The following is a 23,544-nucleotide window of genomic DNA, read 5'->3' as shown; positions in this document are numbered from 1 at the left end:
GTTTAATAATGCAACCTTTTAAGAGGCAATACTCATGTCCCAGTCATCGCACACTGCTTTTATCACCGGCGCCTCCTCAGGTATCGGCGCGATCTATGCCGAACGACTCGCCGCTCGCGGCTACGATCTGATCCTCGCCGCACGCCGTGAAGATCGGCTGCAGGCGCTCGCCGGGCAGCTGCAGGCGCGCTACGCCATCCGGGCCAGCATCGTCAAGGCCGACCTGAGCGAGGAGCAAGGCATTGAAGCCGTGGAGCAGCATCTGCAGCACGATCCCGCCATTGACCTGTTCATCAACAACGCCGGCACGGCAAAAATGGCGGGCTTTCTCGCCAGTACGCCGCGCGAGCACCAGGCGATTCATACGCTCAACACCACCGCGCTCCTGCGCCTGAGCTATGCCGCGCTGGCCGCTTTCGCTCCCCGGGGCCGCGGAACGCTGATCAATATTGCCTCTATTCTTGCGCTGCATACGCTGCCGGGCAGCGCGGTCTACAGCGCCAGCAAAGCCTGGGTGTTGAGCTTTACCCGTGGCCTGCAGGATGAGTTTGCCGACAGCGGCGTGCGTATTCAGGCGGTATTGCCGGCGGCGACCGCCACCGATCTGTGGCCGACCTCCGGCGTGGCGCTGGACGCCCTGCCCACCGGTACGGTCATGACCACCGAGGATCTGGTTGACGCCGCCCTCAGGGGACTGGAGATAGGGGAGAAGGTCACCTTACCGCCCGTGCATGACCTGGGATTGTGGGAGGCTTTCGAGCAGACGCGACTGGCGCTGTTTACCAGCGCGCGAACCGGGCAACCGGCGCCGCGATATCGCTAACTCACTCCGGCAGTGGAACCGCCGCCAGGGTACAGATCGCCTCGTGCTCACCGCCGCGGCGATCGGTGATCACCACCTTATCGCCCGCTTTTTTACCTTCACACGGTTTCAGGACCTGCTCCACGATCCGCTCGCGGATCGCCTGACGTTCATTTTCAGCCTGACTGGCGAAGGCCGTCAGCGCCAGCGCCACGCCCAGCAGGCTGAGGGTTTTCTTATACATGTCTTGCTCTCAGATCATTCTAATTCGCGGTCAGCGTAACCCGCTGCTGGCCGCACTTCTGTAAAATCACTTAACGGAGTGTTACGCCCTTTCAGCTGAAACCCAGGCTTTCACATTCCTGCGGGAAATATTTTATCACACCCCCTGCGGCGGATATTCCCGCGATGAGGCGTCATCTTTCAGACATATCCCGATGTTATCTTCAACTGAGCCCTGTATCTTTTTCCCTTTCTAAACAGAATTTTAGGTTGGTCTATGTCGGGTCTTATTCTCTTTATCGTCGCGGTGGCGCTGCTGGGCGTCGCCATCTACAGTCTGGTGTCGTACCTCAAAGAGCGGCGCGCCAGTCAGTTACCTGTCCATAAAAAGAAGAAATAATACCTTCCGTTCTCCGCCGTTTTCTGCTGATTTCTTTACCATCCTGTACTGTCCCTTACCGATGCCATAACAAAGGCAGGCCTGCGGGCCTGCCTTTGTTCGGTTTCTGCGTCAGGCTCTAGGACTCCCAGGCCTGCTCCGCCTTGGCGGCATCGAACTGCGGCGGCGGTTTACGGAAGCGACGGGTCAGATAAGCCAGATACAGCAGACCAAGCGCCGCCCAGACCAGACCGAGCGTCAGGGAAGTGGCCTCGAGGTTGATCCACAGCACCCCTACCGTCAACGCCCCGACCATCGGCAGTAGCAGATAGTGCAGTCGATCCTTCCAGGTTTTGTTGTACCCTTTGCGCCGCCAGAAGTGGTTGAACACCGACAGGTTAACGAAGGTGAAGGCCACCAGCGCGCCGAAGTTAATCAACGCGGTGGCGGTCACCAGGTCGAAGAACAGCGCCGACAGCGCGACAATACCCACCATAATCACGTTCAACGCCGGGGTGCGCCATTTCGGATGCACATAGCCGAAAATGCGCTCCGGGAAGACGTTATCCCGGCCCATCACGTACAGCAGACGGGAGACGCTGGCATGGGACGCCAGGCCGGACGCCAGGGTGTTAACAAAGGTGGTGCAGAGGAAAATTGACTGGAACAGCTTGCCGCCCACGTACAGCGCAATCTCCGGCAGCGCGGCGTCCGGGTCTTTAAAGCGATGAATATCCGGGAAAAACAGCTGCATAAAGAACGACGCGACGATGAAAATAATGCCGCCGTACATCGCGGTGAGAAAAATCGCCTTCGGGATCACCCGCGCGGCGTCAGGCGTCTCTTCCGACAGCGTGGTCACCGCGTCGAAACCGAGAAACGAAAAGCAGACGATGGTCGCCCCGGTAATAATCGGGATCAGATGCGCATTCTGGCTGATAAACGGCTGCAGCGACCAGACGGTCCCTACCCCCTCGCCTTTGTGCAGCCCCTGGACCACCAGAATGACAAACACCACCATAATCGAGATCTGCACCAACACGAACAGGGTGTTGAAGTTGGCCACCAGGTTAACGCTTTTCAGGTTCGCGGCGGTAAGAATGGCGACAAAGGTCACCACCCACACCCACGGCGGTACTTCCGGGAACAGCGCCGAGAGATAGATCTTCGCCAGCAGGACGTTGATCATCGGCAGGAACAGATAATCCAGCAGCGACGACCAGCCGACCATAAAGCCGACGTGCGGGCTGATGGATTTTTGCGCGTAGGTGTAGGCGGAGCCGGCTTCCGGGAACTGGCGCACCAGTTTGCCGTAGCTGATGGCGGTGAACAGCACGCCAGCCAGCGCCAGCAAATACGACGCCGGGACGTGGCCGTTGCTGATGCCGGAGACAATGCCGAAGGTATCAAACACCGTCATCGGCGTCAGATAGGCGAGCCCCATCATCACCACTTGCCAGAGTTTGAGGGATTTACGCAGACGCGGTCTGCCCGCCTGAGCGGCGTTATGCGCAGGAAGATTAATTGCCATCGACCATTCCCCCCTTGCGGATAACAGTTTGCGGGCACAACGTTCGCGTGACAAACCTGCTTAGCAAGGGGGTAAGGCATAAATAAAAGGGTAAGACGGACCGGTGAGCGGTTGCTGGCTGGCATCCAATGCGGCCTGAGCGGCCTCCCTCTCCCTGCGGATATTTGAACATCTGCATCATCTCATTTCCTCGTCACACACTGTGTCGTTAACTGAAGCCCCGTTGCCGCCTGCGCTCCTTAACGCGACATCCGGGAAATGGCTGGGCTCCCAGCAAAAAGGACGACCAGGCTCCGCTCAGGCCGTATGATGCTACTCATGACTCAACTCATGCGCCCCTCGCGGGGCGACCATCAGGCGTTTTTCAACATCCACTCAATTTCAGTTTCTGTGATAAGACGCTCAAACTGCAATAATTCATCATGCTTGCAGGCATGGAAAACGTGGCAGAAACGCTCGCCGAGACGCTCACGCAGGTGATCGTTCTGCATAAACTCCCACAGCGCGTCGCTCTGACGGATCGGGAACGGCAGCCCTTCTTGTTCCAGGCCGTTACCTTCCACTTCTTCCTGCAAAGGCAGCTGAGGGTTATCCAGCCCGTGCAGGATACCGGCGAAAATCGCCGCCATCACCAGATACGGGTTGGCGTCCGCTCCCGCCACGCGATACTCCACGCGGTGGTTCTGCCGCTCGCCGCACGGGATCCGCAGCGCCACGGTACGGTTGTTATGGCCCCAGGAAGCCTGCGTCGGGACATACATCCCCGGCTGGAAGCGGCGATACGAGTTCACGTTCGGCGCCAGCAGCGCCATCGAGGCCGGCATCAGATCGATCATCCCGGCCAGCGCGCGTTTGAGCAGCGCGGAGTCTTCCCCGTCGCCGTCCACCAGCACGTTTTCCCCTTTATTGTTCAGCATGCTGATGTGGATATGCATCCCGCTGCCCGCATGCTCTTCATAAGGCTTGGCCATAAAAGTGGCGTGCATCTTATGCTTCTCCGCCATTAAACGCACGAGACGTTTTAACGCCAGCGCATCATCGCAGGCGTCCAGCACGTTATCGGTATGGTGGAGATTGATTTCAAACTGGCCCGGCGAGGCTTCGGCCACCGCGCCGTCGGCGGGGATCAGCTGCAGTTTCGCCAGCTCGTCGATGTCGTTGAGCACGTCGGCAAAGTGGTTCAGGTTATCGACCGAGTAGACCTGGCTTTGGGTGTTGCGATCGTCGGTGCCCGGCGCGCACGGCGGCTGCAGGTAGCCTTCGGCATCGCGTTTGCGGTCCAGTAAATAGAACTCCAGCTCTACCGCTACCACGGGGAACAGCCCGCGCTGGCGCAGCTGCTGCCAGAGGCGGTTGAGTACGTTCCGCGGCTCAACGTCAAAGGGAGCGCCATCTTCATCAACCATAGTCAGCTGTACCTGGGCTATCGACTGCGGATCGGCCGCTGAAGGCGTTAAGGTGCCGGGCACCGGGATGCAGCTGCGATCCGGCTCGCCCATCTCCTGGCCCAGACCGGCCTCTTCCACGACGTTGCCGAGAATATCCATCGCAAACACCGAGGCCGGAAAATAACAGCCTTTCTCCAGCTTGCTCAGGCCGGCAACGGGGATGCGCTTGCCGCGGAAGCAGCCGTTCAGATCAGTGAGGAGGACATCGACATATTGGGTATCAGGGTAGGTTTCGAGGTAGCGCTTCACTTCTTTCGCGAACGCGCTAACCCGTCTCTCTTCCGTTTGCTGAACAAAATTCTCAACTTCTACGATATTGGTTTCCATGATTCACCGCCGTTGGTTTGGTTTCGGTCCTGTACTCAGACCGTTAAATATAATGTCCACCCCATCGACTGTGTATGCAAATAAATTGTTTGTCAAATGTTAAATTAAGTTTGCAAAGGGCTATTTCCACTGCTAGATTGAGAAAATATTGAACGATATGGCCGTTAAACCCGCTATAGCGGTCATAATTTAGTCCACTTTGTGAGGGCGATCATGGAAAATATAATGTACAAGCCAGTTATTGGCGTCGTGATGTGTAGAAACAGGCTTAAGGGTCACCAGACCCAGACCTTGCAAGAAAAGTACCTGAATGCAATTGTTAACGCCGGCGGACTGCCGATCGCCCTGCCACATGCGCTGGCGGAGCCGGAGCTGCTGAACGCGTTAGTCGATAAACTGGACGGGATATACCTGCCAGGCAGCCCCAGTAACGTGCAGCCGCACCTTTATGGTGAAAACGGCGATGAGCCTGACGCCGACCCCGGGCGTGATCTTCTGAGCATGGCGCTGATTAACGCCGCACTCGAAAGGCGCATCCCCATTTTCGCCATCTGTCGTGGACTGCAGGAACTGGTTGTCGCCACCGGTGGGACTCTGTATCGTCGTCTGTTCGAGCAGCCTGAGCTGCTGGAGCATCGCGAAGATCCTGAACTGCCCGTCGAGCAGCAGTATGCCCCGTCCCATCAGGTTGAGGTTCAGGAAGGAGGATTGCTGTCGCAATTGATACCGGGCTGCAACACGTTTTGGGTAAACTCGCTACACGGACAAGGGGCAAAAACCCTGAGTCCGCAGCTGCGCGTGGAGGCGCGAGCGCCGGATGGACTGGTGGAAGCGGTCAGCGTGAACGATCACCCTTTCGCGCTGGGCGTACAGTGGCATCCTGAATGGAACAGTAGCGAATACGCCCTGTCGCGTATGTTGTTTGATGGTTTTATCACCGCCTGTCAGGGCCATCATGCTGAAAAGCGGCGGCGCTGACCACTACCGTTAAGGAAATGCAAATATGAGCGATGACGGACTGGCGCCAGGGAAACGTCTGTCAGAGATCCGCCAACAGCTGGGTCTCTCGCAGCGTCGTGCCGCCGAACTGTCTGGGTTAACACATAGTGCCATCAGCACCATAGAGCAGGACAAAGTCAGTCCCGCCATCAGTACGCTGCAAAAGCTGCTGAAAGTCTATGGGCTGTCGCTCTCGGAATTCTTTTCTGAACCCGAAAAGCCGGACGAACCCCAGGTGGTCATTAATCAGGATGACCTTATCGAAATGGGCAGTCAGGGCGTTTCCATGAAGCTGGTTCATAACGGAAATCCGAACCGTACGCTGGCGATGATTTTTGAAACTTACCAGCCTGGAACCACGACCGGGGAGAGGATTAAGCATCAGGGTGAGGAGATAGGCACCATACTGGAGGGGGAGATCGTGCTGACCATTAACGGTCAGTCGTACCACCTGGTGGCTGGACAGAGCTATGCCATTAACACCGGCATCCCGCACAGCTTCAGCAACACCTCGGCAGGCATCTGCCGCATCATCAGTGCCCACACCCCCACCACATTCTGAATAGTTAGCCTGAACGAGGTTCAGGCTTTCTTCAGACCTGCGACGGCGGAAATTTTATTTTCGTCGCCGCGAAAAACTCGCCGTCATAACGTTTGTGCCGGAAGGGAATCCTATTTCCTGCTGGCCCTGAAATAATTAACGCCGTGAATGGCGACTCGTCCCTGAATTATTCGGCATGCAGACAACCTGCCGAAATTTAGGGCAATAAAACGGTATTCAACTCCGGGGATTCACGATGCCCTGCGCCTGGCGCAGCGCCCCCGTGCAGCCTGAAAACGCCGAAATGATTAATTTGCCGATAATGTTTTTAAGGAGTCATGATGAATTTTCAGCACCTGGCTTACTGGCAGGAAAAAGCGAAAAGCCTGGCCATTGAAACACGATTATTTATTAACGGCGAATATTGCGCCGCGGTCGATAATACCACCTTTGAAACCATTGACCCTGCCGCGCAGCAAACGTTAGCCCATGTCGCCCGCGGCAAAAAAGCCGACGTCGAGCTGGCGGTGAAGGCCGCGCGCCGGGTCTTTGATAACGGCGACTGGTCACAGGCCGCCCCCGCGCAGCGTAAAGCGGTTCTCACACGCTTCGCCGACCTGATAGAGGCCCACCGCGAAGAGCTGGCGCTGCTGGAAACGCTGGATACCGGCAAACCGATTCGCCACAGCCTGCGCGACGATATTCCCGGCGCCGCCCGCGCCATCCGCTGGTATGCCGAAGCGCTGGATAAAGTCTATGGCGAAGTGGCCCCCACCGGCAGCAACGAGCTGGCGATGATCGTCCGCGAACCGATTGGCGTCATCGCCGCGGTGGTGCCATGGAACTTCCCGCTGCTGCTGGCCTGCTGGAAGCTCGGTCCGGCGCTGGCGGCAGGCAACAGCGTGATCCTTAAGCCGTCGGAAAAATCGCCGCTCACCGCCCTGCGCCTCGCCGGGCTGGCGAAAGAGGCTGGCCTGCCGGACGGCGTGCTGAACGTGGTCAGCGGCTTTGGTCACGAGGCCGGACAGGCGCTCGCCCTGCATCCTGACGTGGAGGTCATTACTTTTACCGGCTCCACCCGCACCGGCAAGCAGCTGCTGAAAGACGCCGGCGACAGCAATATGAAGCGCGTGTGGCTGGAAGCGGGCGGCAAGAGCGCCAACATCGTCTTCGCCGACTGCCCGGATCTGCAAAAAGCGGTCAGCGCCACCGCCGGCGGCATCTTCTACAACCAGGGCCAGGTGTGCATCGCCGGCACCCGCCTGCTGCTGGAGGAGAGCATCGCCGACGAGTTCCTGGCGCGACTGAAAACCGAAGCGCAACACTGGCAGCCGGGCAACCCACTCGACCCAAACACCACCATGGGCATGCTGATTGACAACACCCATGCCGACAGCGTGCACAGTTTTATTCGCGGCGGCGAAAGTAAAAGCACGCTGTTCCTCGACGGGCGGAAAAATCCATGGCCTGCCGCCGTCGGCCCGACCATTTTCATTGACGTCGACCCGGCTTCCACCCTCAGCCGGGAAGAGATCTTCGGCCCGGTGCTGGTGGTGACGCGATTCAAAAGCGAAGACGAGGCGCTGCGGCTTGCCAACGACAGCGACTACGGCCTCGGCGCCGCGGTATGGACTCGCGATCTCTCACGCGCCCACCGCATGAGCCGCCGCCTGAAGGCCGGTTCGGTCTTCGTCAACAACTATAACGATGGTGATATGACCGTCCCCTTCGGCGGTTACAAACAGAGCGGCAACGGGCGCGATAAGTCGCTGCACGCTTTGGAAAAATTCACCGAACTGAAAACCATCTGGATTGCCCTGGAGTCTTAATCATGACCGAACATACCACCAGCTATTACGCCGCCAGCGCCAACAAATATGAACCCTTTCCGACGCTGGACGAATCGATAAGCTGCGACGTCTGCGTCGTCGGCGGCGGCTACACCGGCCTCTCATCTGCCCTGCATCTTGCCGAAATGGGCTACGACGTGGTGGTGCTGGAAGGGGCGCGCATCGGCTTCGGCGCCAGCGGCCGCAACGGCGGTCAGTTGGTTAACTCCTACAGCCGCGATATCGACGTGATTGAAAAAAACTACGGCCCGGATGCAGCAAAAATGCTCGGCAGCATGATGTTCGAAGGCGGCGATATTATCCGCGAACGCATCCAGCGCTATCAGATCCAGTGCGATTACCGACCGGGCGGCCTGTTCGTGGCGATGAACCATAAACAGCTGGAGACGCTGGAAGAACAGAAAGCCAACTGGGAGCGCTACGGCAACACGCAGCTGGAGCTGCTGGACAGAGAGGCGATTCGTCGCGAAGTGGATAGCGACCGCTACGTCGGCGCCCTGCTCGACCACAGCGGCGGCCATATTCACCCGCTCAACCTCGCCATCGGCGAAGCGGACGCTATTCGCCTGAACGGCGGCCGGGTGTATGAGCAGTCGCCGGTCACCCGCATTCAGCACACCAGCCCGGCAGTGGTCAGCACCGCCCGCGGCCAGGTCACTGCCCGCTATGTGATTGTCGCCGGCAACGCCTATCTCGGTGACAAACTGGAGCCGGAGCTGGCAAAGCGCAGCATGCCGTGCGGCACCCAGGTGGTCACCACCGCGCCGCTGTCGGAGGAGGTCGCCCGCTCGCTGATCCCGAAAAACTACTGTGTGGAAGACTGTAACTACCTGCTGGACTACTACCGTCTGACCGGCGATAACCGCCTGCTGTACGGCGGCGGCGTGGTCTACGGCGCCCGCGACCCGGACGATGTGGAGCGGCTGATTATGCCAAAGCTGCTGAAAACCTTCCCACAGCTGCAGGGGGTGAAGATTGACTACCGCTGGACGGGCAACTTCCTGCTGACCTTGTCGCGGATGCCGCAGTTTGGTCGCCTGGATAGCAACATCTACTACATGCAGGGCTACAGCGGGCATGGGGTCACCTGTACCCACCTCGCCGGACGATTGATTTCGGAACTGCTGCGCGGCGACGCCGAGCGTTTCGACGCCTTTGCCAAACTGCCGCACTACCCGTTCCCGGGCGGCCGCAGCCTGCGTATCCCCTTTACCGCGATGGGCGCCGCCTACTACAGCCTGCGCGACCGCCTTGGGGTTTAATCGCCTTTGCCGACGGCCCTGGCCGTCGGCTCATGCTGCGGATAGTGTTGCTGGAAGTAGTGGCGCAGAAACTCCACGGTGGTGCGAATTTTAGCCGACGTCGCCAGGCGGGAGACGTAAACCGCCCAGACGTTGGCCGGTTGCCAGTAGTCCGGCAGCACCTGCACCAGATGTCCGCTGGCGATATTCTCCCTGACGTCCCACCACGAACGGAGCGCAATCCCCTGCCCATCCAGACACCACTGATGAACAATTTCGCCATGGTTGGACGACAGCGGCCCGGTCACTTTGATGGCGTGCTGGCCCTCTTTGCTATGCAGCTGCCAGACGCCGAACGGATGATCCCGCTCTTTAATCACCAGGCACGGCAGAGCCGCCAGATCGCTCAGCTGTTTCGGCGGCGCATGGCGGGCGAGGAACTGCGGCGACGCGCAGAGCACGCGGTGATTGCGCGCCAGCTGGCGGGCAATCAGATTCGGCGCGATATCGTCGCCGAGGCGAATATCGAGATCCACCCCTTCATTGACTAAATCCACCAGCCGGTCCTGAACATCAAAACGCAGCTCCAGCTGCGGGTACTGAAGCGCCAGCGCCGACAGCGCGGGGGCCACCACCCGGCGGCCAAAGCCGAAGCTGCTGATAATCCGCAGCGTTCCCTGCGGCACCTGACGCACATCGGAGAGCTCGTCCATCATCTCATCGACATCCTGCAGAATGCGCTGCGCCCACTCGTAGATCCGCTCTCCCTCTTCGGTAATGGTGACCCGGCGGGTGGTCCGGTGCAGCAACAGCACATTCAGGGTTTGCTCCAGCAGCGAAACCCGCTTGCTGACGAAAGCCGGTGATACGCCCAGCTCCTCAGCGGCGGCGGCAAACCCGGCCCGGCGGGCGACCAGCATAAAGACGCGTAAATCATTCAGCAGCGGCAGATTATTCATGATCTGTGTTTTATGTTTCACCAGTTAGCGTGATTAATTATGAATCAGTCAATTATAGGATAAGCAGGTGGTCAAACATCATCGCTAAAAAGTGAGAACCGGAATGAAAAAAACCTGTCGTATTGCCGCCATCCCGGGTGACGGAATTGGCAAAGAAGTTCTGCCTGAAGGGATCCGCGTACTGAAAGCCGCCGCGCAGCGGTGGGATCTGGCGCTGAGCTTCGAGCAGATGGAGTGGGCAAGCTGCGAATATTATGCTCATCACGGTAAGATGATGCCGGACGACTGGCGCGAGCAGTTACAGGGGTTCGACGCCATCTACTTTGGCGCCGTCGGCTGGCCGGATACCGTCCCGGATCATATCTCGCTGTGGGGGTCGCTGCTGAAGTTCCGCCGCGAGTTCGATCAGTACGTCAACCTGCGCCCGGTGCGCCTGTTCCCCGGCGTCCCCTGCCCGCTGGCGGGGAAAAAGGCTGGCGATATCGATTTCTACGTGGTGCGCGAGAACACCGAAGGCGAATATTCCGCTCTGGGCGGGCGCGCCAATGAAGGCACCGAGCATGAAGTGGTGATTCAGGAGTCGATCTTTACCCGCCGGGGCGTTGACCGTATCCTGCGCTACGCCTTCGAGCTGGCGCAAAGCCGCCCGCGCAAAACGCTGACCTCGGCGACAAAATCCAACGGGCTGGCCATCAGCATGCCCTACTGGGATGAGCGGGTGGAGGAGATGGCCAAAAACTATCCCGAGATCCGCTGGGACAAGCAGCATATCGATATTCTCTGCGCCCGCTTCGTGCTGCAGCCGGAGCGGTTTGACGTGGTCGTCGGCTCCAATCTGTTCGGTGATATTCTCTCCGATCTTGGCCCGGCCTGCACCGGTACCATTGGTATTGCGCCATCGGCCAATCTCAACCCGGAGCGCACCTTCCCGTCGCTGTTCGAGCCGGTCCACGGTTCAGCGCCGGATATCTACGGTAAAAATATCGCCAATCCGATCGCCACCATATGGGCCGGGGCGATGATGCTTGATTTTCTCGGGAACGGCGATGCGCGCTATCACGCCGCGCACAACGGCATCCTGGCGGCAATTGAGCAGACGATCGCCAGCGGGCCGAAGACGCCGGATATGCAGGGCTCTGCCTCCACCCAACAGGTAGGCGACGCGGTTTGCCTGGCTGTGCTGAGTGAGGTCGTTCCAATGACGGCCAGGAAAACCAGCCCGAGTAGCGACCATTGATGCGAGGCACACTAGAGACACTCAACGCGTTGAGGTAACCGCTAAATCACCAGTGGGATAATCAATCCGTAGCCCCAGCGCTGCCGACAGGCAGTATGCATGATGGCGCAACACTTGTTGGGCTGCACCGCCGGGGCTCACATCAATGACCCCACTTTCATCAAACAAGGTCAACGCGTAAGCTATTGAACCACTGAGATCAAAAACCGGCGCGCTCACGGAACTCAATCCTGGCGCAGGAACATTTTGCTTGAAGTCGCACCCGGCCTGACGAACAGCCTCTAACTTCGCAAAGAATGCCGCCATAGCCGTTTTCGGCGCCGCACGGTGCTCACGTCGCCAATACTCCGCCTCCCACGCCTCGCGAACGATCTCCTCCGGCATCCAGGCGGAAAATACCTGACCAATGGAGGTCTGCTCCAGCGACATCACCGACCCGATTCGAATTTCCGGATATACGCTATAACGACTCTCTTCAACGCGCACGACCGTTGGTCCCATGTTCCCCCAAACGCTCAGGGCAGCACTATGTCCGGATTCCAGGTTTAAGATCTTCAACGTATGTTCAGCGGTATCGTAAGGGCGGTGTAAATGCAGAGCCAGCATTCCTAACTGCTGTGACAGTTCGCCGGGCAGATAAAGCCCTCGTGCATCATCCTTTGTCACCAGTCCACTACGTACCAGGCTTATAAGATACGGGAAAGCCCGTGCCGGACTCATACCGACAGCCTGGGCAATCTTTTTTAGCGGCACACCACCCTGTTGGCCTGTGAGGAACTCTAACATCAAGGCGGCTGTTTCAACCGACTGCACTCCACGCGAGTTCTTATCATTATCAACGTGATTCATAAGCGATCTCATTGCATGAAAGGGAGGCGGCGAGCGCTTGAAGAGCATTGCTCACCATCGTTAAGCGCTCACCTATCAAATCATGAGCGGCCGCAAACGCGCTGATCGTCAGGGTAAGCGAGTTGTCAGCCGCAAACACCGGGACAGCAAGGCTGGTAATTGATGCCAACGGGTAAGACTGTGCAATCGATATTTTGTCTCTCCTGATGGCGGCCAATTGTTGCTGAAAAGCCGGGGAGAGATAATCATCCAGCTTATCGCGCGTAAACATCTGCTGGTTAATTACCTCGGTACACTGTTCGCGATCGTGATAAGCGGCGAAAAGTTTTCCTGTCGCTGTCTGGGTCAGAGAAAGTACGCTTCCCAGGCGAAAACCAATATTCATCACTGCACCATGCTCACGATAGTCAATGACCAGCGGGCCAAAACGTCCCCACACGGAAAGAAACATATTGACGTTTAAACGCTGTCCCAACGCTGCAATATGAGCAATAGCCTCTTCCACTACCGACTGGCTATGTAGGGCTGCGACGCCTAAACGGAGGGCTAGTGCCCCTGGTTCAAACTTCTGACTTTGTGGGTCACGCTTAAGCAGACCCACGCGCGTCATGCTTACCAGATAGTTATGAATTTGCGCAGAAGTTGTCCCTGCCCGCTCAGCTATTTCGCTGAGCGTTAAGGGACGGGAATGGTCCACCAGTAATCGTAAAATTTGCCCGGCGATTTCCACGCTCTGGATCCCACGCGATTCTGATTTCATAGCACTTACCGCTGCTGTCAGGTTGTTATGAAGCGGTACTTTATCTTGGGCATCAGGTGCTAACAATATGTTTTGGGATGCTTCACTCACCAGCCTCAACGCAACGGTAATCCATCAGCTCACCAGATATCCTCCGTCTACAGGCAATATCACACCGGTCACATAGCTGGCAGCAGACGAAGCGAGAAAAGTCGCAGGGCCAATAAGTTCATCAGGTTGCGCGGCACGCTTCATCGGCACGTGCTGCAAAAAACGCTGCATAACCTCTTCATTATCCCTTGTACTTGCCGACATTTCTGTCGCGATCATTCCCGGAGCAATGGCGTTTACACGTATATTATCCGTCGCCAGTTCCGCAGCAAGCGTCCGGGTTAACTGCGCCAGCGCGCCTTTAGAGATGGCATAGGTGGGTGAGGTTGGTGCGGCGACAAAGGACTGGATAGAAGCAATATTAATAATATTTCCACGCCGTCTTTTTAAGGCAGGTAAAAATGCACGGGTCATATTAAAAGGACCATGAACATTCACGGCGAGCGTGACGGCAAAGGCCTCGTAAACAGATGCCGATGCAAAGGGGATCCGCTTCAACAGTCCTGCATTATTGATTAATACATCGATATCCCCTACCTCCTCAGCAAGCTGCAGACATCCTTCGATCTGGCTAACGTCAAGCCGGTACGCACTGGCTAATCGCCCTTCTGCTCTAAACGTATCTGCTAAACGCTGCACGCCTTTGTCATCGACATCGACCAATATGACTTCTGCCCCAGCATCCGACATCCCGCGCGCTAAGGCGGCGCCATTACCTTTTGCCGCCCCGGTGATGAGTATTTTCTTACCGCTTAAATCAAATAATGGTGCAATTTGCATAATCGTGTTCTTCAACAAGAGTAATAACCCATCCTTCCGGATGCGTGAAAGAGCGCATCCGGAGGCAAGAAAAATCGCTAAAGCATCAGGATGCTTTTTTTATCGTCTCGGAGACTGAAGGGGTGCTGCAGTGAGCCAAATACTGACCCACGGCATATCCGAAAGTTAATGCCGGTCCCAGGGTAATACCTGCCCCCGGGTAATTACCGCCCATGATGCTAGTGGCATCGTTACCAATGGCGAACAGGCCGCGGATGGGCTTCTTCTGCTGATCCAGAACACGGTTATCCGCATCAACCGGGATACCGTTGTAGGTCCCGATATCACCAGGTAAAACCTTCACCGCATAAAAAGGCCCGCGCTCAATGGTATTGATGCAAGGATTAGGATTATGCAAAGCATCGCCCTGATAACGGTTATAGGCTTTTGAACCTTTACCAAAGATCGGATCCTGACCGTAGGCGGCATAACGGTTATATTCCTCCACCGTCGCCTTAAACTGTGCCACCTCAATGCCCGCTTTTTCCGCCAATGCTTCCAGCGTGCGCCCTTCAAGGAGATAGCCGGAGGTCAAATGGCGTTTCAACGGTAGCGGAAATGGCGCGACACATCCCAGCCCGTAGCGTCTGAGAGTTCGGCGATCGCAAACTAACCAGGCACAAACTTCACTTTTAGCATCCCTAACGTTGATCATTGCCTGCACGAAATCATGATAGGAGTTGGCTTCGTTAGTGAAACGGCGTCCCTGACGAGTCACCGCGATAACGCCTGGCTTTGCCCGATCAATAAAGTGTGGCATCACTCCCTGACCGCCGTCCGGTCGTCGGGTTAACGATATCGGTGCCCATGCGGCGGCGTTTGGCAAATGGCTATCGACTCTCCCACCGATATTTTCAAACATATTCAGGCTGTCGCCGGTATTGGTTTCGGCTGTCGGGCTCCAGTGTTCCTTCCCGGTTGGCGTATGGGGATAGTGTTCGCTTCGTCTCTTAATATCATGAGAAAAACCGCCGGCGGCCAGCACCACACCGCGCGATGCGTAGACCGTATATAACGATCCTTCTTTTTCTACCTGTGCGCCAATGACCGCCCCCTCTTTAAGGATCAACTCCCTGACGGGTGAATTCAGCCAGAGCGGCACATTCTTATCAAAGACCGATTTAGCTAATCTGCCCATCAGAGCATTACCGTTGGTTAAGGTCATGCCTCGTCCACAGGTCAACGTTTGCCAAAAATGTTTAGTTAAACGCTTCGTGGCGTAGATGGCGGACTCCAGCGAACGCGTCGCTTTCATAAAATGGCGAATATCGTTGCCCGACCCAATCATCATGCCAAACACTGTCAATTCAGGTAGCGGAGGTTCCAATTGGGCCAAATGTTTCCCCAACTGACGAGCATCGAACGGCTTCGCCACCATGGAGCGTCCTCCCTGCGCTGCCCCGGGAGCTTCAGCATGGTAATCAGGGAAAGTGAGAGGCATTTCAAATTTGACTGCGGTATCCTGGCTAAAGAAGGCGGCGGCTTGCGGGCCATGACGCAAAAATGCATCCACTCGTTCTTCGTTATAGCTGGCCCCCCCTTCATGCTTTAAGTAACGCTTCACCGACTCAATTGAATCAAGATGGCCCCAGGCTTTAGCCTGATCGCTGCCCGGGATCCATACCCACCCACCAGATCGGGCAGCAGTGCCACCGAAACGCGCTGCTTTTTCCACAATCAGTACATTCAGCCCCTGATGTGCCGCACTTACTGCCGCTGACATACCTGCCGCACCGCTACCGACCACCAGTACGTCGCAGTGAAACTCTTGCTCTTTAGTCATCGAATCCCCCTTTGTTTCTCGCCCACCCCGGACGGTCAATATGGATTTTCTTCGCAGGCAAACTAACGCTGAATTACATAATGATCAAACAATTTGTTATTGTGTAATTATAAATTTGCGATCGATGTTACAAAAATGTATAAAAAAACCACACCTTTCGGTGTGGTCTGAGGTAAGTGAGAGAGGAGTGACGGGGAATGAAATCACAGCAAAATTCATTGCAAATAAAATGGGCAGTGCAAAAAAACGATAAAAAACCCTAAAGTTCAGTAGTTTAAATCTCAAGCTCACGCTGGAGCAACGTTGCGATAGCCTCGCTGCTCTCTGCGGATACCAGCGCCTGGCGGAACTCGGCGTGCATAATGCGCCGCGCCAGACGCGAGAAGATGCGCATATGCTGGTCGCCCGCCGAATGCTTGTTTAGCGTCAGCATAATCACAAACTGCGCTTCTTCATCACCCCACTTCACCGGCTGCGCCAGGCGGGCGACGCTAATGGTCGACTGCTCAATATGCTCGGATTTACTGTGCGGAATGGCAAAACTGAAGCCCAGCCCGGTGGAGAACACCGCCTCGCGGGCCCAGAGATCGGCCTCCAGCTTGCGTGGATAGCGGCAGCGCCCGGCCAGCAGCAGGTTATCCGTCATCCCCTTCAGCACCTCCTCCTTGCTGCGCCAGTCACTGTTGAGGGTGATGCACTGGCGGCTAATCAACGGTACATCCTGCTGGCGCATGCGGAACTGGGCCAACAGATGCTCCACTTCCAGCGAGGTACGGCACTGCATCGCCTGATTCAGCAGCTGACGGCAGGCGCGGCTGTCCAGCTGCGCCAGACGCGCTTTGGTCGCCGGGATCGTCGGCGCGCTCATGCTCAGTTCATCCAGGCCGAGGCCGACCAGCAGCGGCAGCACCGAACCTTTGGCCCCCAGCTCGCCGCACAGGCCAATCCATTTCCCCTGCCGGTGCGCCGCCTGCACGGCATAGTCCAGCGCACGCAGGAAGGCCGGGTTGAGACTGTTGTAATGGCGCGTCACTTTCGCGTTATCCCGGTCGACCGCCAGCAAATACTGCGTTAAGTCATTGCTGCCGATGCTAAAGAAGTCCACCTCTTCGCAGCACTGATCGATGATGAACATCACCGACGGCACCTCCAGCATGATGCCCAGCGGGATTTTTTCATCAAACGGGATCTGTTCGACGCGCAGCGACTGTTTGGCCTCCGCCAACCGCTCTTTCACCCACAGGATCTCTTCCATTGAGGAAATCATCGGGATCATGATCTTCAGCGAGCCGTGCGCCGAAGCGCGTAGAATCGCCCGCAGCTGAGTATGAAACAGCGCCTGGTACTCTTCATAGATGCGCACCGCGCGGTAGCCGAGGAAGGGGTTATTTTCCGCCGGAATGTTGAGGTAGGCCACCGGCTTATCACCGCCGATATCCATAGTCCGCACGATAATGCTGCGCCCGGCGGCAGGCTCCAGCGCCTGGCAGAAAATGTTGTAGAGTTCGTCTTCCGATGGCGCGCCGGGCCGGTCCATATAGAGCATCTCCGTGCGGAACAGGCCAACCGACTGCGCGCCGTTGTTGAAGGCCGCCACCGCCTCTACCGAATGGGCGATGTTCGCCGCGATCTCGACGCGGATACCGTCTTCCGTCTGCCCCGCCTTATCCAGCCATACCTGCTGCTGTTGCTGGATCTGCGCCTGAACCCACGACTCCTGCTGATAGTAGCGCGCCACCGCCGGACTCAGGTCGACCACCAGTAGCCCCGCGTTGCCGTCGATCTGCACCTGGGTATCCTCCCACGGCAACAGTGCGTCGAGGTCAACCCCCACCAGGGTCGGGATATTGAATGAGCGGGCAAGGATCACGGTGTGCGACGTAGTGCCGCCGCTGCGCAGCAGCAGCCCTTTGAGATGCGTTTTATCCAGTTCGAGGAACTGACTGGGGGTGAGTTCGTCGGCAAGGCAAATGGCGGCTTCCCGCAGTTGACCCGGCGCCGGGAAACGGGCTTCGCCGTAGATATGCTGCAACAGCTGGAAGCAGACATCGCGCACATCCAGCACTCGCTCCTGCAGATAGCTGCTGCCGGAATCGCGGAACTGGGCGCAGAAGTGGTCGCTGGTGGCGACGATCGCCTGGGCGCAGCTGAGACCGGTGAGGATCCCGCCGAGCAGATGCTGGCGCAGCGAGGCATCCGTCGCCAGCGAACGGTGAGCTTCCAGTATCGCGCTGGCGGTACCGTCATTGTCCAGCAGCCGCAGTTCGATATCTTTCACCAGCAGGCGCAGGCCGTTATCCAGTGCCGCCTGCTCCTGTTCAGGACTGCTGGCGACGGGCAGTGCGCCAAGCTCGTGCAAATCGCGGGATTTTAGATGGATGAGCCTGCCCCCCGCGCTGCCGGCGCAGACCGGACTGGCATGGAACAGCGTCGGGTTCAGGCGTGAGAGTGACTCCGGCACCGGCTGGACGTCCAGCGCTTGTGCCGTAGGCAGCGGCGTGTCGCAGTGAGGAAATTCATCACGCAGAAAGGCCGTTAACGCGGCGTAAGCCTCGGCTTCATCTTCGCCGCTGATAAGCAGCTGGCAGGTGTCGCCCTTCAGGGTGTTCGTGCCGATGACCGCCAACGCGCTTTTGGCATTGCCACCGGTATCGCAGCGCAGGTTCCGCCACTCAATTGCCGATGAAAAACGGTTACACAGCGTTTCGACCAGACTGGCCGGACGCGCATGCACGCCGTTGGGCAAATCACATGTAAATTCAATGACCAAAGCCATCGCCTTCCTCCTGAGTAATCCATTAATTCCCCAAAAGGTAATGAAAGATGGTCAAGTGGACTAGGTGACAAAACTGGCAATTACTGGACTATTGTACACACGATACTTTTTTATGCCCGCCATCACAATTCCACCCTTTTAGCACTCACTCCTCCTGTCATCACTAAGATTTGAGGTTGATCGCAATTCTTTTCTAACCTTACAAATATCCAGTAAATGCACTTTTTCTCTACTGTTTTATGCGGCGCCCTTTTTCTAATGTTGAGCCATCAATACTGTCACGGGCCCTACAGCGCTCAGGAGCAAGCAATGAACGAACTGGTGCAAATACTAAAAAATACTCGCCAGCATCTGATGACCGGCGTGTCACATATGATCCCCTTCGTGGTCTCCGGCGGGATCCTGCTGGCGGTGTCCGTCATGTTGTATGGCAAAGGTGCGGTTCCGGATGCCGCCACCGATCCCAACCTGAAGAAACTGTTTGATATTGGCGTCGCCGGCCTGACGCTGATGGTCCCTTTTCTCGCCGCCTACATTGGCTACTCCATCGCCGACCGCGCCGCGCTGGCCCCCTGCGCCATCGGCGCCTGGGTAGGTAACAGCTTCGGCGCCGGCTTCTTTGGCGCGCTAATCGCTGGGATGATCGGCGGTCTGGTGGTCTATTACCTGAAAAAAATACCGGTCCACAAGGTGCTGCGCTCGGTGATGCCGATATTCATTATTCCCATCATCGGCACCTTTATTACTGCCGGGATCATGATGTGGGGGCTCGGCGAACCGGTAGGCGCGCTCACGGCAAACCTGACCAACTGGCTGCAGGGCATGCGCGAAGGCAGCATCGTGGTGCTGGCCATCATTATGGGCCTGATGCTGGCGTTTGATATGGGCGGCCCGGTGAACAAAGTGGCCTACGCCTTCATGCTGATCTGCGTTTCACAGGGGGTCTACAGCGTAGTGGCTATCGCCGCCGTCGGCATCGCCGTACCGCCGCTGGGGATGGGACTGGCGACGCTGATCGGCCGCAAATATTTCACCGCCGAAGAGAGGGAAACCGGCAAAGCGGCGCTGGTGATGGGCTGCGTCGGGGTCACCGAAGGGGCGATTCCCTTTGCCGCTGCCGACCCGCTGCGCGTTATTCCGGCCAATATGATTGGCGCGGCCAGCGGCTGCGTCACCGCGGCGCTGTTGGGCGTCCAGTGTTACGCCGGCTGGGGCGGGCTCATCGTGCTGCCGGTGGTCCAGGGCAAACTCGGCTTTATCGCCGCGCTGCTGGTCGGCGCCTGCGTCAGCGCCGCCTGCGTCATTGTGCTGAAAGCGCTGGCTAAAAAGAAATCGTCTGACACCAAAGCCGACGACGAATTAGACCTTGATTTTGAAATTAACTAACAGACTGGAAGGAACAGATTATGACCCACATTATCGCTGTCACCGCCTGCCCGTCGGGTGTGGCTCACACCTATATGGCCGCCGAATCGTTAGAAAGCGCCGCTAAGGCCAAAGGCTGGCAGGTCAAAGTTGAAACCCAGGGTTCTATCGGCATTGAAAACGAGCTGACCGCGGAAGAGATCGCCGCCGCCGATATGGTCATTCTGACCAAAGATATCGGTATCAAATTCGAAGAGCGTTTTGCCGGGAAAACTATCGTACGCGTCAATATCAGCGATGCGGTCAAACGCGCCGACGCCATCATGAACAAGATAGACAGCCACCTTTCCCAACGAGCCTGAAGCCTTAAAAGGGGCGCCCGCGCGCCCTTCGCCACAACATGGAGTTTGTCATGACGAATCGTACTCAACGCCTGAAAGCCAGCCTGTTCGCCCAACCGCGCGAAATATCACTTGAACGCGCCCTGCTGTATACCGCCAGCCATCGGCAAACGGAGGGCGAGCCGGTGATTATTCGCCGGGCGAAGGCCACCGCCTGGATCCTCGATAAGGTAGACATTTCGATTCGTGATGATGAACTGATTGCCGGCAACCGTACCATCAAACCGCGGGCCGGCATTATGTCGCCGGAGATGGATCCCTACTGGCTGCTTAACGAGCTCGACACCTTCCCGACCCGACCGCAGGACCGCTTCGCGATAAGCGAAGAAGATAAGCGCGTCTATCGGGAAACGCTGTTCCCCTACTGGGAAAAGCGCTCAATGAAAGATTTCATCAACGGCCAGATGACAGACGAGGTCAAAGCCGCCGTCAGCACCCAAATATTCAGCGTGAACCAGACCGATAAAGGCCAGGGCCATATCATTATCGACTATCCGCACCTGTTGAATAATGGCCTGGACGCGCTGGTTGCGGAGATGCAATCACACTGTGCCCGGCAGCCTGATAACCCTTTTTATCAGGCGGTATTGATCCTGCTGGAGGCCTCTCAGCGCCATATTCTGCGCTACGCCGCGCTGGCCGAGGAGATGGCTGGACACTGTCAGGATCCGCAGCGTCAGCGGGAGCTGTTAACCATCGCCGCGATTTCGCGCCACAATGCGCAGCACCGGCCAACGGACTTCCCCCAGGCCTGCCAGCTGTTCTGGTATATGAACATCATTCTGCAGTACGAATCCAATGCCAGCTCCATTTCGCTCGGCCGTTTTGACCAGTACATGCTGCCGTTTTATCAGGCGTCGCTGAATCAAGGACAGGATCCGGCGTCGCTCAAGGAGCTGCTGGAGTCGCTTTGGGTAAAATGCAACGACATCGTCCTGCTGCGCTCCTCCAGTAGCGCACGCTATTTCGCCGGTTTTCCCACCGGGTATACCGCCCTGCTCGGTGGGCTAACGGAAACCGGGCGCAGCGCGGTCAACGTGCTGTCATTTTTATGCCTCGATGCCTATCAAAACGTGCAATTGCCGCAGCCGAATCTTGGCGTGCGGGTGAACGAGCTGATTGACCGCCCGTTCCTGCGTAAAACCGCCGAAACCATCCGCCTGGGCACCGGCATTCCACAGATTTTCAACGACGAGGTGGTGGTCCCCGCCTTCCTCAATCGCGGCGTGTCGCTGGAAGACGCCCGCGACTACGCGGTGGTCGGCTGCGTCGAGTTGTCGATCCCCGGCCGCACCTACGGCCTGCATGATATCGCCATGTTCAACCTGCTGAAGGTCATGGAACTTGTCCTGCAGGAAAATGAAGGACAACCGGAGGTCAGCTGGGAAGGGCTTATCCGCCAGATGCGCGACAAAATTCGCTATTACATCAAGCTGATGGTCGAGGGCAGCAATATCTGCGATATCGGCCATCGCGACTGGGCGCCGGTGCCTCTCCTCTCCTCGTTCATTAAAGATTGCGTGCAGCACGGTAAAGACATCACCGCCGGCGGAGCGCGCTATAACTTCTCCGGCGTCCAGGGCATCGGGATTGCCAACCTGAGCGATTCGCTTTATGCCCTGAAGGGGATGGTCTTTGACCAGCAGCGCCTTAGCTTTGACCAACTGATGGCGGTACTGAAAGCCAACTTCCAGACGCCAGAGGGAGAGAAAATCCGCGCCCGGTTGATCAACCGTTTTGAAAAATACGGCAACGATATCGACGACGTCGATAATATCAGCGCCGATCTGCTGCGCTTTTACTGCAAAGAGGTGGAACAATATCTGAATCCGCGCGGCGGGCGTTTTACGCCCGGCTCCTATACCGTCTCGGCGCACGTGCCGCTGGGCTCGGTGGTGGGGGCTACCCCGGACGGGCGGCTGGCTGGCGAACAGTTAGCGGACGGCGGCCTGTCGCCAATGGTCGGCCAGGATGCCCAGGGGCCGACGGCGGTGCTGAAATCAGTCAGCAAGCTGGATAACTATCTGCTGTCGAACGGTACGCTGCTCAACGTTAAATTCACCCCGGCGACGCTGGCCGGCGACGGCGGGCTAAACAAGCTGGCAGACTTTTTACAGGCTTTCTGCAAGCTCAAGCTGCAGCATATTCAGTTTAACGTGGTCAATGCCGACACCCTGCGTGAAGCGCAGCAACGGCCGCAGGACTTTGCCGGCCTGGTGGTGCGCGTCGCGGGCTACAGCGCCTTCTTTGTTGAGCTGTCGAAGGAGATTCAGGATGACATTATCCGCCGCACCGCGCATCAGCTGTGAGGTGATGGAGACGCGCGCCGACCGGGCGCGCATTTTTAATCTGCAGCGCTACTCGCTCAATGATGGCCAGGGGATCCGCACGGTGGTCTTTTTCAAAGGCTGCCCCCACACCTGCCCGTGGTGCGCCAACCCGGAGTCAATGTCACCCAGGATCCAGACCCTGCGCCGGCAGAGTAAATGCCTGGGTTGCGCCCGCTGCCAGCAGGATGTCGTCGAGTGTCCCTCCGGGGCATGGGAGCAGATCGGTCGCGACATGACGCTGGATAACCTCCTTCAGGAGGTGCTGAAGGATGAAGTCTTCTTCCGCGCCTCCGGTGGCGGTGTCACCCTCTCCGGCGGTGAAGTGCTCATGCAGGCCGAATTTGTCGCCCGCTTTCTCCAGCGCCTGCGCCAGTGGGGGATCCGCACCGCCATCGAAACCGCTGGCGACGGGCCCTTCAACCGTTTTTTACCGGTGGCTGAAGCCTGCGACGAGGTGTTATTTGATTTTAAAATCATGGAACCTGAGCGGGCATTGTCGCTACTGCGAATCAATCAGCCGCGGGTACTGGATAATTTTCGCCAGCTGGCGGCTAGAGAGATCAACCTCATCCCACGCGTGCCGCTGATCCCGGGCTATACCATGAGCGTCGATAATTTTCGCCAGATTCTGAACTTTCTCGCACCTTTTAATCTTACAGAATTGCACCTGCTGCCATTTCATCAATACGGCGAGCCCAAATACCGTCTGCTGGGCAAACCCTGGGCGCTGGCCAGGGTGAAAGCGCCTGACGAAGCGGACATTCAACCTTATCGGGTAATGGCCGAAGCGGCCGGATTCCACGTCACTATCGGCGGTTAACGCCAGGAGGATGTT

The 23,544-nt window shown here is 57.4% G+C and carries 20 protein-coding genes; 11 read left to right on the top strand and 9 right to left on the bottom strand.

The genetic code is table 11. The features are described from left to right. Positions 1 to 34: 34 nt before the first annotated feature. Positions 35 to 823 carry an SDR family oxidoreductase gene (locus ABLU95_RS11940; protein WP_241516038.1) on the top strand — a complete coding sequence of 263 codons (789 nt, stop codon included), beginning with the start codon at positions 35 to 37 and terminating at the stop codon, positions 821 to 823. 1 nt (position 824) lies between these two features. Here the strand turns inward: ABLU95_RS11940 and ABLU95_RS11935 are convergent, their stop codons facing one another. Continuing rightward, positions 825 to 1,046, bottom strand: coding sequence for a hypothetical protein (locus ABLU95_RS11935; protein WP_023289090.1), 222 nt, complete (start codon positions 1,044 to 1,046; stop codon positions 825 to 827). Positions 1,047 to 1,301: 255 nt separating this feature from the next. On the opposite strand from ABLU95_RS11935, the gene ABLU95_RS11930 reads away from it, so the two are divergent. Continuing rightward, positions 1,302 to 1,424: a small membrane protein gene (locus tag ABLU95_RS11930; RefSeq protein ID WP_002898600.1), complete on the top strand. Its 123-nt coding sequence runs from the start codon at positions 1,302 to 1,304 to the stop codon at positions 1,422 to 1,424. A 118-nt stretch (positions 1,425 to 1,542) separates the two neighbouring features. On the opposite strand, the gene ABLU95_RS11925 is transcribed toward ABLU95_RS11930, so the two are convergent. Beyond that, positions 1,543 to 2,934 carry an APC family permease gene (locus ABLU95_RS11925; protein WP_023289089.1) on the bottom strand — a complete coding sequence of 464 codons (1,392 nt, stop codon included), beginning with the start codon at positions 2,932 to 2,934 and terminating at the stop codon, positions 1,543 to 1,545. Positions 2,935 to 3,287: 353 nt separating this feature from the next. Then, entirely contained in the window at positions 3,288 to 4,709 is a 1,422-nt protein-coding gene (locus tag ABLU95_RS11920; protein WP_002898595.1) for a glutamine synthetase family protein, read from the bottom strand. 225 nt (positions 4,710 to 4,934) lie between these two features. On the opposite strand from ABLU95_RS11920, the gene puuD reads away from it, so the two are divergent. The 4 genes from puuD to ABLU95_RS11900 all read left to right on the top strand — a co-directional run bounded on the left by puuD (position 4,935) and on the right by ABLU95_RS11900 (position 9,361). After that, a complete protein-coding gene (gene puuD / locus ABLU95_RS11915; RefSeq protein ID WP_072199196.1) occupies positions 4,935 to 5,687 on the top strand; it encodes a gamma-glutamyl-gamma-aminobutyrate hydrolase in 753 nt (250 codons plus the stop codon). 25 nt (positions 5,688 to 5,712) lie between these two features. Next, complete coding sequence (gene puuR, locus ABLU95_RS11910) at positions 5,713 to 6,270, top strand: HTH-type transcriptional regulator PuuR (protein WP_002898590.1); 558 nt, start codon at positions 5,713 to 5,715, stop codon at positions 6,268 to 6,270. Positions 6,271 to 6,590: 320 nt separating this feature from the next. Beyond that, positions 6,591 to 8,078, top strand: coding sequence for an aldehyde dehydrogenase PuuC (gene puuC / locus ABLU95_RS11905; protein WP_218810205.1), 1,488 nt, complete (start codon positions 6,591 to 6,593; stop codon positions 8,076 to 8,078). Between the two features lie 2 nt (positions 8,079 to 8,080). Then, complete coding sequence (locus ABLU95_RS11900) at positions 8,081 to 9,361, top strand: FAD-binding oxidoreductase (protein ID WP_023289085.1); 1,281 nt, start codon at positions 8,081 to 8,083, stop codon at positions 9,359 to 9,361. Here ABLU95_RS11900 and ABLU95_RS11895 read toward each other — a convergent pair. Then, a complete protein-coding gene (locus ABLU95_RS11895; protein WP_168380164.1) occupies positions 9,358 to 10,320 on the bottom strand; it encodes a LysR substrate-binding domain-containing protein in 963 nt (320 codons plus the stop codon). The two genes, ABLU95_RS11900 and ABLU95_RS11895, sit on opposite strands and share 4 nt — an antisense overlap. A gap of 82 nt (positions 10,321 to 10,402) precedes the next feature. On the opposite strand from ABLU95_RS11895, the gene ABLU95_RS11890 reads away from it, so the two are divergent. Further along, positions 10,403 to 11,536, top strand: a complete 1,134-nt coding sequence (locus tag ABLU95_RS11890) for a tartrate dehydrogenase (protein ID WP_087849011.1) — start codon at positions 10,403 to 10,405, stop codon at positions 11,534 to 11,536. A 21-nt stretch (positions 11,537 to 11,557) separates the two neighbouring features. Here ABLU95_RS11890 and ABLU95_RS11885 read toward each other — a convergent pair whose 3' ends face one another. The 5 genes from ABLU95_RS11885 to ptsP all read right to left on the bottom strand — a co-directional run bounded on the left by ABLU95_RS11885 (position 11,558) and on the right by ptsP (position 18,613). Next, positions 11,558 to 12,385 carry an IclR family transcriptional regulator C-terminal domain-containing protein gene (locus ABLU95_RS11885; protein WP_170927826.1) on the bottom strand — a complete coding sequence of 276 codons (828 nt, stop codon included), beginning with the start codon at positions 12,383 to 12,385 and terminating at the stop codon, positions 11,558 to 11,560. Then, positions 12,372 to 13,235 carry an IclR family transcriptional regulator gene (locus ABLU95_RS11880; protein WP_137916177.1) on the bottom strand — a complete coding sequence of 288 codons (864 nt, stop codon included), beginning with the start codon at positions 13,233 to 13,235 and terminating at the stop codon, positions 12,372 to 12,374. The genes ABLU95_RS11885 and ABLU95_RS11880 overlap by 14 nt, the downstream gene beginning before the upstream one ends. Before the next feature lie 24 nt (positions 13,236 to 13,259). Then, the gene (locus tag ABLU95_RS11875; protein WP_023289080.1) at positions 13,260 to 14,015 is read right to left on the bottom strand and encodes an SDR family oxidoreductase; all 756 of its coding nucleotides are present in this window, start codon (positions 14,013 to 14,015) and stop codon (positions 13,260 to 13,262) included. Positions 14,016 to 14,100: 85 nt separating this feature from the next. After that, positions 14,101 to 15,837 (bottom strand): FAD-dependent oxidoreductase, encoded by a 1,737-nt coding sequence (locus ABLU95_RS11870; RefSeq protein WP_087849014.1) that lies wholly within the window; start codon positions 15,835 to 15,837, stop codon positions 14,101 to 14,103. A 274-nt stretch (positions 15,838 to 16,111) separates the two neighbouring features. After that, the gene (ptsP, locus tag ABLU95_RS11865) at positions 16,112 to 18,613 is read right to left on the bottom strand and encodes a phosphoenolpyruvate--protein phosphotransferase (protein ID WP_087849015.1); all 2,502 of its coding nucleotides are present in this window, start codon (positions 18,611 to 18,613) and stop codon (positions 16,112 to 16,114) included. Between the two features lie 309 nt (positions 18,614 to 18,922). Here ptsP and ABLU95_RS11860 point away from each other — a divergent pair, with 309 nt between their 5' ends. The 4 genes from ABLU95_RS11860 to ABLU95_RS11845 are packed head-to-tail and all read left to right on the top strand — an operon-like array spanning position 18,923 to position 23,529. Beyond that, positions 18,923 to 19,999 (top strand): PTS fructose transporter subunit EIIC, encoded by a 1,077-nt coding sequence (locus ABLU95_RS11860; RefSeq protein WP_241516035.1) that lies wholly within the window; start codon positions 18,923 to 18,925, stop codon positions 19,997 to 19,999. 20 nt (positions 20,000 to 20,019) lie between these two features. Beyond that, positions 20,020 to 20,340 (top strand): PTS fructose-like transporter subunit IIB, encoded by a 321-nt coding sequence (locus ABLU95_RS11855; RefSeq protein ID WP_023289076.1) that lies wholly within the window; start codon positions 20,020 to 20,022, stop codon positions 20,338 to 20,340. Positions 20,341 to 20,390: 50 nt separating this feature from the next. After that, positions 20,391 to 22,688: a formate C-acetyltransferase gene (locus ABLU95_RS11850; protein WP_044521987.1), complete on the top strand. Its 2,298-nt coding sequence runs from the start codon at positions 20,391 to 20,393 to the stop codon at positions 22,686 to 22,688. Further along, positions 22,654 to 23,529 (top strand): [formate-C-acetyltransferase]-activating enzyme, encoded by an 876-nt coding sequence (locus ABLU95_RS11845; protein WP_087849018.1) that lies wholly within the window; start codon positions 22,654 to 22,656, stop codon positions 23,527 to 23,529. Before ABLU95_RS11850 ends, ABLU95_RS11845 begins: the two co-directional genes overlap by 35 nt. Positions 23,530 to 23,544 lie beyond the last annotated feature (15 nt).

The organism is Klebsiella sp. GG_Kp146, from assembly GCF_040061975.1.
GTDB classification, from domain to species: domain Bacteria; phylum Pseudomonadota; class Gammaproteobacteria; order Enterobacterales; family Enterobacteriaceae; genus Klebsiella; species Klebsiella quasipneumoniae.
The sequence above is the reverse complement of the archived record's forward strand: the minus strand, read 5'-3'. Positions and strand labels throughout refer to the sequence as shown.

Bases quoted from the DNA above. Each gene is read 5' to 3' on its own strand.
- ABLU95_RS11890 (WP_087849011.1), top strand. From the start codon at position 10,403: ATGAAAAAAACCTGTCGTATTGCCGCCATCCCGGGTGACGGAATTGGC.
- ABLU95_RS11940 (WP_241516038.1), top strand. From the start codon at position 35: ATGTCCCAGTCATCGCACACTGCTTTTATCACCGGCGCCTCCTCAGGT.
- ABLU95_RS11925 (WP_023289089.1), bottom strand. From the start codon at position 2,934: ATGGCAATTAATCTTCCTGCGCATAACGCCGCTCAGGCGGGCAGACCG.
- ABLU95_RS11870 (WP_087849014.1), bottom strand. From the start codon at position 15,837: ATGACTAAAGAGCAAGAGTTTCACTGCGACGTACTGGTGGTCGGTAGC.
- puuR (WP_002898590.1), top strand. From the start codon at position 5,713: ATGAGCGATGACGGACTGGCGCCAGGGAAACGTCTGTCAGAGATCCGC.
- ABLU95_RS11935 (WP_023289090.1), bottom strand. From the start codon at position 1,046: ATGTATAAGAAAACCCTCAGCCTGCTGGGCGTGGCGCTGGCGCTGACG.
- ABLU95_RS11930 (WP_002898600.1), top strand. From the start codon at position 1,302: ATGTCGGGTCTTATTCTCTTTATCGTCGCGGTGGCGCTGCTGGGCGTC.
- ABLU95_RS11860 (WP_241516035.1), top strand. From the start codon at position 18,923: ATGAACGAACTGGTGCAAATACTAAAAAATACTCGCCAGCATCTGATG.
- ABLU95_RS11845 (WP_087849018.1), top strand. From the start codon at position 22,654: ATGACATTATCCGCCGCACCGCGCATCAGCTGTGAGGTGATGGAGACG.
- ABLU95_RS11920 (WP_002898595.1), bottom strand. From the start codon at position 4,709: ATGGAAACCAATATCGTAGAAGTTGAGAATTTTGTTCAGCAAACGGAA.
- puuD (WP_072199196.1), top strand. From the start codon at position 4,935: ATGTACAAGCCAGTTATTGGCGTCGTGATGTGTAGAAACAGGCTTAAG.
- ABLU95_RS11885 (WP_170927826.1), bottom strand. From the start codon at position 12,385: ATGAATCACGTTGATAATGATAAGAACTCGCGTGGAGTGCAGTCGGTT.
- ABLU95_RS11875 (WP_023289080.1), bottom strand. From the start codon at position 14,015: ATGCAAATTGCACCATTATTTGATTTAAGCGGTAAGAAAATACTCATC.
- ABLU95_RS11900 (WP_023289085.1), top strand. From the start codon at position 8,081: ATGACCGAACATACCACCAGCTATTACGCCGCCAGCGCCAACAAATAT.
- ABLU95_RS11850 (WP_044521987.1), top strand. From the start codon at position 20,391: ATGACGAATCGTACTCAACGCCTGAAAGCCAGCCTGTTCGCCCAACCG.
- puuC (WP_218810205.1), top strand. From the start codon at position 6,591: ATGAATTTTCAGCACCTGGCTTACTGGCAGGAAAAAGCGAAAAGCCTG.
- ptsP (WP_087849015.1), bottom strand. From the start codon at position 18,613: ATGGCTTTGGTCATTGAATTTACATGTGATTTGCCCAACGGCGTGCAT.
- ABLU95_RS11855 (WP_023289076.1), top strand. From the start codon at position 20,020: ATGACCCACATTATCGCTGTCACCGCCTGCCCGTCGGGTGTGGCTCAC.